The 13,018-nt window shown below is 43.4% G+C and carries 11 protein-coding genes; 3 read left to right on the top strand and 8 right to left on the bottom strand.

The features are described 5' to 3' along the window. Nucleotides 1-112: 112 nt before the first annotated feature. Nucleotides 113-2,056, bottom strand: coding sequence for an acetate--CoA ligase (gene acs / locus RR876_RS10925; protein WP_332476323.1), 1,944 nt, complete (start codon nt 2,054-2,056; stop codon nt 113-115). Between the two features lie 453 nt (nt 2,057-2,509). On the opposite strand from acs, the gene RR876_RS10920 reads away from it, so the two are divergent. Further along, nucleotides 2,510-3,481, top strand: coding sequence for a mechanosensitive ion channel family protein (locus RR876_RS10920; RefSeq protein WP_058870491.1), 972 nt, complete (start codon nt 2,510-2,512; stop codon nt 3,479-3,481). On the opposite strand, the gene RR876_RS10915 is transcribed toward RR876_RS10920, so the two are convergent. The 5 genes from RR876_RS10915 to prfB form a co-directional block, all read right to left on the bottom strand. After that, a complete protein-coding gene (locus RR876_RS10915; RefSeq protein ID WP_332476321.1) occupies nt 3,467-4,177 on the bottom strand; it encodes a 16S rRNA (uracil(1498)-N(3))-methyltransferase in 711 nt (236 codons plus the stop codon). The two genes, RR876_RS10920 and RR876_RS10915, sit on opposite strands and share 15 nt — an antisense overlap. Before the next feature lie 215 nt (nt 4,178-4,392). Next, nucleotides 4,393-5,673, bottom strand: a complete 1,281-nt coding sequence (locus RR876_RS10910; protein WP_332476320.1) for a 3-deoxy-D-manno-octulosonic acid transferase — start codon at nt 5,671-5,673, stop codon at nt 4,393-4,395. 99 nt (nt 5,674-5,772) lie between these two features. After that, nucleotides 5,773-6,852 carry an alkene reductase gene (locus tag RR876_RS10905; RefSeq protein ID WP_332476319.1) on the bottom strand — a complete coding sequence of 360 codons (1,080 nt, stop codon included), beginning with the start codon at nt 6,850-6,852 and terminating at the stop codon, nt 5,773-5,775. A gap of 27 nt (nt 6,853-6,879) precedes the next feature. Further along, nucleotides 6,880-7,179: a metalloregulator ArsR/SmtB family transcription factor gene (locus tag RR876_RS10900; RefSeq protein WP_004691709.1), complete on the bottom strand. Its 300-nt coding sequence runs from the start codon at nt 7,177-7,179 to the stop codon at nt 6,880-6,882. 140 nt (nt 7,180-7,319) lie between these two features. After that, nucleotides 7,320-8,415 (bottom strand): peptide chain release factor 2 gene (gene prfB, locus RR876_RS10895; protein WP_100222790.1). Its coding sequence is split into 2 segments (ribosomal slippage): nt 7,320-8,342 and nt 8,344-8,415, totalling 1,095 coding nucleotides; the frame shifts between segments, so codons are not numbered across the junction. A gap of 482 nt (nt 8,416-8,897) precedes the next feature. On the opposite strand from prfB, the gene RR876_RS10890 reads away from it, so the two are divergent. Both RR876_RS10890 and RR876_RS10885 read left to right on the top strand, forming a co-directional pair. Further along, nucleotides 8,898-9,680: a putative porin gene (locus RR876_RS10890; protein ID WP_332476318.1), complete on the top strand. Its 783-nt coding sequence runs from the start codon at nt 8,898-8,900 to the stop codon at nt 9,678-9,680. 168 nt (nt 9,681-9,848) lie between these two features. Next, nucleotides 9,849-10,604 (top strand): putative porin, encoded by a 756-nt coding sequence (locus RR876_RS10885; protein WP_332476317.1) that lies wholly within the window; start codon nt 9,849-9,851, stop codon nt 10,602-10,604. 46 nt (nt 10,605-10,650) lie between these two features. Here RR876_RS10885 and recJ read toward each other — a convergent pair whose 3' ends face one another. Then, on the bottom strand, nt 10,651-12,357 hold the full coding sequence (gene recJ, locus RR876_RS10880; protein WP_332476316.1) for a single-stranded-DNA-specific exonuclease RecJ: 1,707 nt from the start codon (nt 12,355-12,357) through the stop codon (nt 10,651-10,653). Next, a complete protein-coding gene (pdxH, locus tag RR876_RS10875; RefSeq protein WP_332476315.1) occupies nt 12,358-13,014 on the bottom strand; it encodes a pyridoxamine 5'-phosphate oxidase in 657 nt (218 codons plus the stop codon). Between the last annotated feature and the right edge of the window lie 4 nt (nt 13,015-13,018).

Here is a 13,018-nt window from a genome sequence, read left to right as displayed (position 1 = left end):
GTTTGATTTTTGTGCTTCCTATCATACATAACTCCCTAGCCTCATGCATGCATCAAGACTTTCCCTCAAATAAAAATACCGTCTGCTTAAGACGGTATTTTTTAGACCAATTTTAGCCGTTTGGATATACTTCTTTAATCAACACTTCGACCACTTGCGGTTCAGCCAGCGTCGATGTATCGCCCAAACTATCTAGCTCGTTCGCCGCAATTTTTCTTAAAATACGGCGCATGATTTTGCCTGAACGTGTTTTCGGTAAAGACGGTGCCCAATGTAAGGCATCTGGTGTCGCCACAGGGCCCAACACCTTTCTTACCCACTGAATCAGCTCTGCACGGAGTTCTTCCGTTTGCGCTGTGCCCGCTTGTAAAGTGACAAAGGAACAAATTCCCTGTCCTTTGATTTCATGCGGCATTCCCACTACGGCAGCCTCAGCAACCGCCTCATGTGCCACCAAAGCACTTTCCACTTCGGCCGTGCCTAAGCGGTGCCCTGACACATTCAGCACATCATCCACCCGTCCTGTGATCCAGTAGTAACCATCTTTATCACGGCGTGCGCCATCGCCCGTGAAATACGTTCCCGGATAGGTTGCAAAATACGCTTCGATAAACCGCTCAGGATCCCCCCAAATAGTTCGCATTTGCCCCGGCCATGAATCCTTAATCACCAGATTGCCTTCGGCCTCTCCGTCTAACTCGTTGCCTTCAGCATCGACCAAAGCGGGTTGAATCCCAAATAAAGGACGCGTTGCAGACCCCGGTTTAAGTGGTGTCGCACCCGGAAGTGGAGAAATCAAAATCCCGCCTGTTTCGGTCTGCCACCAAGTATCCACCACTGGGCAACGGCTTTCTCCCACTACCGTGTAATACCAATTCCATGCTTCAGGATTGATCGGCTCTCCAACGGAACCAATTAAGCGCAAACTGCTACGGTCACTCTCACGGACAAAGGCATCCCCTTCACGCATCATGGCGCGGATCGCTGTCGGTGCCGTGTATAAAATCGTCACATTGTGTTTGTCGACAATATGCCCTGTACGTGCCCAACTTGGATACTGTGGAATCCCCTCAAACATCACCGTTGTCGTTCCATTCGACAAGGGTCCATACAGCACATAAGAGTGCCCCGTAATCCAGCCCACATCGGCGGTACACCAAAACACATCATCTTGTTTTAAGTCGAATACTTCACGGAAGGTACTATTCACATAAGTTAAATATCCACCTGTGGTATGCAGCACCCCTTTGGGCTTACCGGTTGAACCTGAGGTATATAAAATAAATAGGGGATCTTCGGCATTCATCGGTTCAGCTGGACAAATCTCGTTGACGGTCATGATTTCCATGTGATACCACAAATCACGCCCTTCTTTCAGCGTGATTGGATTGCCTGTACGGTGCACCACAATCACGTTCTGTACTGAGTCTGTCCCGGGTAGATTCAATGCTGCGTCTACATTTTCTTTCAGCGGAATGGGTTTACCCCCGCGCATTCCAGAGTCTGCGGTAATCACAATTTTGGCTTGACTGTCATCAATTCGGCTTGCCAATGAATCAGGCGAGAAACCACCAAACACCACACAATGCACGGCACCGATTCGGGCACAGGCCAACATCGAAATGGCTGCTTCTGAAATCATTGGCATATACAGCACCACACGATCACCCTTCACCACGCCATGCTTTTTCAGAACATTGGCAAAACGACATACTTCATCATACAGTTCAGCAAAGGAAATGATTTTATGGCGTGAGGGATGGTCACCTTCCCAAATAATGGCAGGTTTATACGGATGTTCTTTTAAGTGGCGATCGAGGCAGTTGGCACTTAGGTTTAACTGACCATCGGCAAACCATTCAATTTTAAAATTATCTTTGTCATAACTGGTGTTTTTAACTTGGCTAAAAGGCTTGATCCAATCGAGTTTCAAAGCTTGTTCAGCCCAATACTCGTCAGGTTGTTCTATCGATTTTTGATAACGTTCAAAATATTCTTGTTCATTGGTGCGCGCAGTTTTTTCAAATTCAGCAGGTACAGGATAGACTTCTTTCATATCATACTTCCTTATATTCTGACTCTCATCGCGAGAGTTCATGCCACAGTTATTGGTTTATTATTGGACTGCATAACCACAGTATGACGATTGTTTTTTAAACAGATCAACACGGCTTTGGTCGTATATTATTTCTACAATTTAAAACACATTTTATAGTGATCTTTCAATGAGATCCTGTGTTTAATCCGTAACATGAACAAAGCTGAACTCCGTAAAGTCACTCCAGCTACACTTTTTCAAGCATATTGTTACACTTCAGTCGGTGCTGTTTCATACTTAGGAGCATGACTCAGCGCCTTCATTCCAAAACTCAAGCATTTAAAAAACAGAGAGATAAGTTTTTATCCGTCTATCAATCACCCAGAATGCGATAATTTCATACGCTTTTCTCTATTAAATACACACAATTTTCAGGCAAAATATGCCAAATTTTCAGCGATTGGAGCACCAGTGTCAGAACAAACCAATACCTTGAGCGAGGTTGCTCAAGGTACGTCAGAGATGCTACATGACGCGACAGCAAAAACCACGCAAAGTGTAATTGCACATACAGCAAAATATAATGATGCCTATTCCACCATCGACAAATTTGTCGATAGTTTTTGGGAGCGTATGCCTTATTTTTGTATTGCGCTAATTACCTTCGTCATTTTTTATTTGCTCTCCAAACTGTTTAAGCTTTTTGTTCGTAAAGCACTGTCTGATCGTTCTTATACCAAGCAAAACCTTGTCCTTGTCCTGAACCGTGTTGGCAGTTCGGCCATTGTCTTTATTGGCTTCCTGATTGCCATGGTGATTGCGATTCCGGGTTTCACACCCGGGCAGCTGATGAGTGCTTTGGGGATTGGCTCGGTTGCCATTGGTTTTGCATTTAAAGATATCTTCCAAAACCTACTTTCAGGAATCCTGATTTTACTGGGTGAACCATTTAAGATTGGCGACGACATCATTGTCTCGGGTATGGAAGGTAACGTTGAAGATATTCAAATTCGTGCCACTTACCTACGTGCGCCAGATGGTCGCCGTATCGTGATTCCAAATGCGACTGTGTATACCAGTGCAGTCACTGTCAACACCGCCTATCCACGCCGTCGCTGCGAGTTCTTGGTCGGTATTGGTTATGAAGATGACATCAAAAAAGCCAAAGATATTATTTTAGGTATTTTAGACCGAGATACGACCATTTTAAGTCAACCAGGTTTTAGCGTGAACGTCGCTGCACTTGCAGATTTTTCAGTGAACCTCAAAGTCCAATGGTGGGTCAACACTACTGAAACTACGGTATCTGGCTCGATCAGCTCAGTACAAGAATATGTGGTTCAGGCCTTTGCTGAGCAAGGGATTTCTATTCCTTACCCAGTTCAAGAAGTTCGCGTCGCAAAAAATGACAGCTACCCGACAGAAACTTCAACTGCTAAATAAGCGTCCTAAAACATAAGGGATCACGGTTTCAGTCCGAATAATACGGCTGCCTAAGCTCATCGCTTGGCAGCCGTTTTTTACAAGTAATTCAATTTCATAAGGGATAAATCCACCTTCCGGTCCGATCACAACTGTACACGGATGTTGAATCGCAAAAGGCATTTTGGCATCGCTATAGGGATGTGCCACATAGGCAGGACAATCGGCTGAAATCAGGCTTGGCAAGTGATCTTCAACAAAAGGCTTAAAGCGTTTATAAATTTCAATTTTGGGTGCAACCGTATCACCTGCCTGCTCTAGCCCCAAAGTCACATATTGATCCAACTGTTGTAAGAACGGGGTTTGCCAATAACTTTTATCGACCCGATAGCTATGCAGCAAAATGATGTTCTCAACCCCTAAAGTCACCGCATCCATAATCAAACGACGCAGAACTTTAGGGCGTGGCATCGCGACAATTAAAGTCACGGGCAGTTTGGCTGGTACAGGTTCTTCATATAAGGGTTTTAAGCGTACAGCTGTTTCGGAAACATCAACCACTTGCGTAAGATAACGCTTTCCGTTTTGTATCCCTACTTTTAAAGTATCATCGACTTTAAGCTCTAAATGACGATGTAAATGCTCAAGCTGGCGCTTGGCACTAATGGACCAGAGTTCAGATTCAGTTTGGCGCGGATCTAAGAGAACGATATTCATAATAAATAGAAAAAATCCAAACAGTGAAGGCCTAATCAGCACATGTCATCGTGAAAGGCGACAAGGATGTCGCCCGCTGTGCTGAGATACAGGATGTACCTTCAGCACAGCAAAAGATTTTTGCTACTTTTCATCTTTGAAAAGTAGGAGCCACTTACGCAAAAGCCATCCATAAAATCTACAGTATTTGTAGTAATGACAGACTCAGTCAAATTTTATAAATAAGCATCAATCACTTGAATATGTTTGGCTAGAGAGCCCGTATTCAATTGCATAATCTTTTGTGCCGCTTGATTCAGTGTATTGGCCTGCTCTGCATCCTCTAACAGTGTCATCAACACCGCGGCAGCTTGTTCAGCATCCTCAACAACTTTCACTGCATCGGCTTGTACAAATTCATCGACAATGGTTTGGAAATTAAAATAGTTTTTACCCAAAACCGTCGGCACATTTAATGCAATCGGCTCTAAAATATTATGTCCGCCACCAGGTTCATTCAGTGATCCCCCGACAAAACAGGCATTCGATAAGGCATACCATAACCACATCTCCCCCATCGAATCGGCTAAATAGACTTGGGTTTCCGCCTCTATTCTTTGTCCCGTACTTCTGCGAGTGGTATTTAAATTTAAACTTTGCGTGATGTTAAAGACCTCATCAAAACGCTCTGGATGACGCGGTACAACAATACACAACAGTTCATGCTGTGCATCTAAATATGACTTAAACGCACTTAACAGTTTTTGTTCTTCGGGTGCATGGGTACTGGCAATAGTGATGATCTTGCGCCCAGTGAGCGACCATTCTTGCTTGAGCTGAGCTGCTTGTTTGACAGCCAATTCTGGTGCATGAATATCAAACTTAATACTCCCCACCACCTGTGTTACCGATGGTACTGCACCTAGCTGAATAAAGCGCTCCGCAGTTGCCTGATCTTGTGCCAAGAGCTGATCTAGTCCGTGTAACATCGGCTGCGTCAGGCTAGATACTTTGGCATAGCCTTTGGCTGATTTTTCAGAAAGACGTGCATTAATCAAGATACACGGCACCTGACTCTGCCCCGCTTGCGCAATTAAATTTGGCCACAGTTCCGTTTCAACCAAAGCCAAGAGTTTGGGCTGATACAATGCAAAAAACTGACGAACTAAAGGCTTTTGATCTGCAGGTAAATATACAGCTTGGAACAGGTCTAAATAAGGTGCTTTTAAAAATAGGGATTTGGCCCGCGCCTGACCCGTTTTGGTGGTGTTGGTCACCAAGACTGGATGACCCGCTTTTAAATAATGCTCGATGAGAGGCTGCGCTGCATTGGTTTCACCCACCGACACCACATGGAACCAAATCGCTTGGCGATTTTTAACCAGTTGAAACGGCCCGAAACGTTCGAGACATTCTTGTTGAAATTGTTCTGTACTCTCTGCACGTTTTTTTATTTTAGACTTATACAGCGGTTTGATCAGCGCAAGTGCTGCGTTATACCAAAAAGGAGTAGCCAAATACGTGCTCCAAAAATCAATGCAAAAATAAAACAGCGCAACTCATATTATCCCATGAATTGCGCTGTTATCTTGTCGCGAATTTAACGGAAAAGCAATTTAAACCGCAGCAGTTTCCATTTCAGCTAAAGTTGGATAGTCCACATAGCCTGCCGCGACATCTGTTCCAATCATGTTTTCCAGTTTCAATTCATTCAGTGGCGCATCTTGAACCAAACGCTCATACAAGTCTGGATTGGCAATATAATCCTTACCCCAGGACACTGCATCCGCCTGACCCGATGCTAACAGATCAATCGCATCTTCACGGCTTAAACGCATATTGGCAATCAATGGCACACCACCCGAACGTTGTTTCAGGTAAGTACTGATACTGTCGTCTGCTAAATATTCACGGGTAAAAAAGAATGCAATCTGACGCTGACCTAGTTGTTCTAACGCATAACCAAAGGTTTCACGTGGATCATTATCGCCCATGTCATGCTCATCACCACGTGGAGCTAAATGCACCCCAACACGACCTGCACCCCAGACTTCAATCAGCACATCCACCACTTCAAGTAACAAACGCGCGCGGTTTTCTACGCTGCCACCATATTGGTCTTCACGTACATTGGTTGAACTTTGTAGGAACTGGTCAATCAAATAACCATTGGCCGCATGCAGTTCCACACCATCAAAGCCCGCAACTTTGGCATGAAGCGCTGCTTGTTTATATTGTTCAACAATACTCTTAATTTCAGCAACCTCTAATGCACGAGGTACCACATATTCACGTTTCGGACGCAATAAGCTGACATAGCCTTTTTGTTGCACACTACTTGCTGAAACTGGGGTTTCACCATCCAATAAATCAGGGTGCGATACACGGCCCACATGCCACAACTGCGCCACAATTAAGCCCGCTTGGTCATGTACAGCTTGAGTCACCTGTTTCCAGCCTTCAACTTGAGCTTCATTAAATAGCCCCGGTGTATTCAAATAGCCATTGGCTTCTTCAGAAATCACGGTCGCTTCAGAAATGATCAAACCGGCACTTGCACGCTGTGCATAATACTCCGCCATCATGGCTGTTGGCACACGGTCTGCCGTTGCACGACTTCGTGTTAAAGGAGCCATAATGACACGGTTTTTTAAGTGTAGATTACCTAAAGTTAAAGGAGTATTCAGTTCAGCCATAGTCGCCTCGATCGTCACTTTTTTCAATTAAAGTGAACGTTGCAAATGTTCGATATATTGCTGAATCAACGCTTCATTTCGAGAAAAATAAGACCATTGCCCATACTTTTCCACTTGAATTAAACCGGCCTGCTGTAACACAGACAAATGGTTCGACATCGTCGATTGCGATACATTTCCCAACCGTTCGATATGACCTGCACATACGCCGCGTCTAAAGTCACCACATTCGTCACTCGATAAAAATTGTTCCGGTTTTTTTAACCATTCCAAAATTTGGCGACGCGTTGGATTAGCCAAGGCTTTAAAAATTAAATCTATATCCATACTCAAGACACGTTTAATGGGCAGCAAAGCGTTGTCAGCTTGTTTTACTTAATATATCGCATTTTTTCGATTTTAATATCGATTTTTTTAGATATATTATAAAATAACTGATAACACTTTGCTTTCATTCATCATTTAAATTACAAACCTTGTTTTAAGCTTGCTTCAATAAACTTATCAAGGTCACCATCTAGTACTGCACCTGTGTTGGAGTTTTCAACACCCGTACGTAAGTCTTTAATACGCGAGTCATCCAATACATAAGAACGAATCTGACTGCCCCAACCAATATCCGACTTCGAGTCTTCAAGTGCTTGAGCCGCTTCGTTACGCTTGCTCATTTCCAACTCATACAACTTCGCACGTAACTGTTTCCAAGCATGGTCACGGTTGGCATGTTGTGAACGTTGGTTCTGACATGCCACCACAATGCCTGTTGGCGCGTGGGTTAAACGTACTGCAGAGTCTGTTTTGTTAATGTGCTGACCACCTGCACCAGAAGCACGATAGGTATCGGTACGCACGTCAGATGGGTTGATATCAATTTCAATGTTGTCATCGACTTCTGGCGAGACAAACACAGCAGAGAATGACGTATGACGACGGTTACCCGAGTCAAATGGCGATTTACGCACTAAGCGATGCACACCCGATTCGGTACGCAACCAACCATAGGCATACTCACCTTCAACACGAATCGTTGCTGACTTAATCCCAGCCACATCGCCGTCTGACTCTTCCATCAATTCAGCTTTAAAGCCATGACGCTCAATCCAGCGCATATACATACGCAGTAACATTGAAGCCCAGTCTTGTGCTTCTGTACCACCTGAACCTGCTTGAATTTCTACATAACATGGATTTGGGTCCATTGGGTTGCTGAACATACGGCGGAATTCAAGCTTCGCTAACTCTTCTTCTGCAGAAGTCAATTCAGCTTGGACATCAGCCAACAGACTTTCATCATCTGCTTCTACTGCCAAATCAAGCATCGCTTGCGCATCTTCAAGCTGCGTTGCCAAACCATCTAACACATTTAAGACGTTTTCAAGTTCGCCTTTTTCTTTGGCCATGGCTTGTGCACGGCTTTGATCATTCCAAATCGCTGGGTCTTCTAATTCACGGAGAACCTCTTCTAAACGCTCTTTTTTCAGATCGTAGTCAAAGATACCCCCGTAATGTGAGACCACGGTCGTTTAAGTCTTTTAATTGGTTTAGATACGGATTAATTTCCACGTGAATTACTCTCAATCAATATTAAGCGAAAAATAGCCGCTGATTATATCACAGTCGACGGCTGGGATTATTCATCTCAAATTCTACAAAATCACACCCTTCTTCTAAACATTAAAACCGTTTAATCTCCAAAAAAGCATTCGCTTGATCCGGAATCAAGCTGCATATAAATGCGAACCATCCCACAAAATACACACCTGAGAAGTGTTCTCAACAGACAAACGGACTAAACATTTTGAGTTAAAATTGGTTAAAATAGCGTCAAAAATTATAAAATCCACAGAATCTACACAATTTTAATAAAACAAAACATTATAAATTTATAATTTATTATCAATCATTTAAATTTTAGAAATTACACGATGTAACCTTAGATACAGAGCATTAACTTTCCTTTGGTTGACGCTTTTTTATTTTGCCCTAGACTGAAGTTGTAACAAAAAATTAATGAAATACGGGTCCACTTACGAGGGGTACATACCATGAAAAAATTAGCAATTGCTTCAGCATTACTTTCAGCTCTAGCGATCACAGGTACTGCACATGCATACCAAGCAGAGGTGGGTGCTTCAGCTGGCCTAATTGATCCAGACAACGGTAGTTCAAGCGGCTCTTTTGGCGTAGATGGCACATACTATTTCAACCCAGTTCAAACACGTAATGCGCCACTTGCAGAAGCAGCATTCTTAGACCGCGCAAGTAACGTTAACGCAAAATATCAGTATGACGAAGTTGGTAATGATGAACGTCATCGTTATGGCGTAGGTGCTGAAGTTTACATTCCTAACTCAGATTTCTATGTGAGTGGTAATGTTGGTCGCGACGATGTGAAATTTGACCGTGGTGGCGATTTTGATGAAACCGTTTATGGCGCTGAAGTTGGTTATTTACCAGCGCCAGGTTTATTAATTGCTGCGGGTCTAAAAGGCTATGACAACGATTATGACGATGGTGTAGATCCTACTCTTCGCGCTAAATATGTCACTTCCCTAAGCAATGGTAAAGACATTAACTTAGAAGCAGGCGCAGGTTTTGGTGATTTAGACGAATATAATCTTGCAGCAGATTACTTCATCGATAAAACCTTAAGCCTAGGTGTAGACTACTACAGTAAAGACCGTGACTATGGTGATACGAACGAATTTGGTATCAATGCACGTAAATTCTTTACCCCGCAAGTCAGCCTTGAAGGCCGTGTTGGTTTTGGTGAAGTCGGCAACAACGACTACAACAAATTCGGTTTAGCTGCTAAATATCGTTTCTAAAACCCATTAGAAAACCTTGAATACTCAAAGCCCATTTTCGAATGGGCTTTTTGCACTTCTATAAAGCATTGTTATAAATAAAGATTGACTCCCTGCTACTTTTTTGTACACTTCGTTACAACTGTCATAGAACAGTCATATTTTTATAACAAAGAGAGAACCTCTAAAATGCTTAAAAAAATTGCGCTAACTACAGCACTAATCGCAAGCTTCGGGACTGCTCATGCTTACCAAGCTGAAATTGGTGGCACCATTGCTGTGGCTGATCCTGATCATGGGGACACTTCAATAGGTTTTGGCGTAGATGGCACGTACTACTTCAACCCTGTTCAAGTCAAAAATAGCCCACTGAATGAAGCTGCATTCTTAAATCGCTCAAGTAATCTCAATGGCGAAGTTTCATACATTGATTATGATTATTACGAAGTCACAGACTTTAATTTTGGACTTGAGTATTTTATTCCAAACTCTGATTTTTACCTGAACGGTAATATTGGGCAAACCAAACACGAAGCAGATGGTGTTGAAGACCTAGATACCACTATTTATTCTGCTGAAGTAGGTTACCTTCCTGTTCCTGGCTTATTGGTTGCAGCTGGTTTATTTGGCTACGATAATGATAATGGCGACGATGTCGACCCAACTTTACGTGCCAAATATGTCACTCAAGTGGGTGCCTATGACATGAACTTTGAGGGTGGTGCAATCTTTGGTGATATCGATTACTACAACCTCGATGCTGACTTATACTTAAATAAAACTTTTAGTGTGGGCCTTGGTTTCTCTGATACCGATGAAAAAGATGCTGAGAAATTTACCATCCGTGCGAAAAAGTTCTTCACGCAACAAGTCAGCCTAGAAGGTTCGATTGACTTTGCTGATGAAGACAATGTGTTTGGCCTACGTGGTGCTTACCGCTTCTAATTGCAACTAAAATGTATTAAAAAAAACCGCTCTATAGAGCGGTTTTTTAGTGTTGTTCTAAATGCAAAATGCGAAGTTGGACGCTGACATTGCCACGAAATTCATTTTTATCCAGCTCATAGACCAAACGAACTTGATGGCTCATCTCATTGAACTGGTATTTGTCTGCCGCATTAAAAGCAATGGCATCTACGACCTGTCCATTGTCTAAAGCTATACGTAATTTTAAATGCACTTCTTTCAACCAGCGGAAATCTAAAATTTGAAAATTTCCTTCAAAAATAGGCGCTGGAAACTTTTGCCCCCATGGACTAATCTGCTGCAACATATTGACCGTTTCAACTTGAATATTCTGTGCAGCTAACTCACCATCGGTCCATAAAGTCGCAGTAAATAAACCTTCATCCTGAGCTGCCATTAGTACTTCAAAGGCCTGCTTAAACTCTTCAAAATGGACTTTTTGAATGGTTAAACCTGCTGCCGCAGCATGCCCACCAAAGTGGCTGACCAAATGTGGATATTGCTCAGCAACACACTCAATGGCATCGCGGATATGCACTCCTTCAATCGAACGGGCAGAACCTTTGATATGTATCCCGTCTTCATCTGCAGCAAACACCATACTCGGACGATGAAACTGTTCCTTTAAGCGCCCCGCAACAATGCCAATCACCCCTTGATGCCAATGCGGCTCGAACATGATTAAAGCCGCAGGTAAGACCGTATCATCCAGTTGAATTTGATCCAAGGCTATTAAGGCCTCTTGTTTCATTGTCGCTTCAACCTGACGACGTTCCACATTCAACTGATTCAGTTGTTCTGCCAATGGATAGGCAGAGGCAAAGTCCTGTGCCAATAGACATTCAATACCGATATCCATGGTTTCCATACGACCTGCCGCATTAATACGTGGCCCCAGTACAAACCCCAAATCTTGCGCTTTTAAAGTTGCAGCTTCTCGACCTGCAATCTCCAGTAAAGCGCTAATGCCAGGACGACATAAATGTTGTTGAATACGCTTCAGGCCAACATCGACCAAGATGCGATTGTTATAGTCAAGACTGGCAACATCGGCATAGGTGCCTAAGGCCACCAAATCCAAATACTGACTCATGACTGCCGAAGACTTATTCAGTTTTTTACGATAGGTCGATAAGTTGGCCAAGACATAAAAGGCCACGCCTACCCCAGCTAAGGCTTTACTTGGAAAATCACACCCCAATTGGTTTGGGTTCACTACCGCTTGGGCACGGGGAGTCGGTTTGGTGGTCAAATGGTGATCGGTAATAATCACCTGCATACCATGATCTTGCGCTTGTTTCACGCCATCATGACTGGAAATACCATTATCCACAGTAATCAATAAATCAGGCGTAAAGCTGGTAAATGCTAAATCCGCAATCGCAGGCGTTAAGCCATAACCATATTTAAAGCGATCTGGAACCAGATACTCTACCTGCGCGCCCATTTCTCGCAAAGCCAAGACCATTAAAGCGGTGCTGGTTGCACCATCTGCATCATAATCACCCACAATGACAATTTTGTGTTGCTGATCAATTGCAGCATCCATCAACTGAATCGCTTCATTTAAGCCTTTCAGACTAGGAGCCAATAAATGCTTGAGCTTTAACTCCAGCTCCTGCGTTGACGCCACCCCACGACGGGCTAAAATTTCTGCAATAAACGCAGGAAGGTCCTGAAATAATTCAGGATGAGTAATGAAGGGTCTTTGCTTAATTTGAATGGCTGACATTTATGGCATCAAACGCTTCAGCATCCAAACATCTTGCTGTTTTTCATAACTTAAACGGTCATGTAAACGGTTCGGACGCCCTTGCCAAAACTCATAGTAGTCAGGCTCGAGACGGTAGCCACCCCAAAAGAGGGGTTTATTCAGCTCTGATTTAGCTTCAACTTGGTTCTGCAATTGCGCAAAACGTTGTTGCAAGACTTCACGACTTTCAATCACACCACTTTGTGGTGTACTGATATGTGCTGCAATTTGGCTATCTCGTGGACGTTTATGATAGTAGTCAGTCGATTCTGCTTCAGAAACTTTGATCACTTTACCGCCAATGCGAATCTGACGTTCCTGCTCTTGCCAATAGAACAGTAACTCTGCATATGGGTTTTCAGCCAAATCATAGCCTTTTTGGCTGTCATAATTGGTATAAAAATCATACCCTGCTTCAGTTGCACCACGCAACAATACCGTTCGTACATGCGGACGACCCTGCGCACTTGCTGTCGCCAGTGACATGGCATAAGGTTCGTGCAGTTGTGCTTCTAGAGCGTGATTAAACCAAAGCAAGAACTGGGCATGTGGATGGGCTTCTACGCGATCTTCACGCAGCTCGCCTTTTTGATAACTTAAACGAAGCTCGCTGAGATCTTTAATTAAATCACTCATTTTT

Source organism: Acinetobacter sp. (assembly GCF_036666595.1).
GTDB lineage: Bacteria > Pseudomonadota > Gammaproteobacteria > Pseudomonadales > Moraxellaceae > Acinetobacter.
Note: the sequence above shows the minus strand (reverse complement) of the source record. Positions and strands in the feature narration are given on the sequence as shown.

What these genes read in the sequence shown, in the direction of transcription:
- acs (WP_332476323.1), bottom strand. Translation starts at nt 2,056, where the DNA reads ATGAAAGAAGTCTATCCTGTACCTGCTGAATTTGAAAAAACTGCGCGC.
- RR876_RS10915 (WP_332476321.1), bottom strand. Translation starts at nt 4,177, where the DNA reads ATGAATATCGTTCTCTTAGATCCGCGCCAAACTGAATCTGAACTCTGG.
- RR876_RS10905 (WP_332476319.1), bottom strand. Translation starts at nt 6,852, where the DNA reads ATGGCTGAACTGAATACTCCTTTAACTTTAGGTAATCTACACTTAAAA.
- RR876_RS10900 (WP_004691709.1), bottom strand. Translation starts at nt 7,179, where the DNA reads ATGGATATAGATTTAATTTTTAAAGCCTTGGCTAATCCAACGCGTCGC.
- RR876_RS10890 (WP_332476318.1), top strand. Translation starts at nt 8,898, where the DNA reads ATGAAAAAATTAGCAATTGCTTCAGCATTACTTTCAGCTCTAGCGATC.
- RR876_RS10885 (WP_332476317.1), top strand. Translation starts at nt 9,849, where the DNA reads ATGCTTAAAAAAATTGCGCTAACTACAGCACTAATCGCAAGCTTCGGG.
- recJ (WP_332476316.1), bottom strand. Translation starts at nt 12,357, where the DNA reads ATGTCAGCCATTCAAATTAAGCAAAGACCCTTCATTACTCATCCTGAA.
- pdxH (WP_332476315.1), bottom strand. Translation starts at nt 13,014, where the DNA reads ATGAGTGATTTAATTAAAGATCTCAGCGAGCTTCGTTTAAGTTATCAA.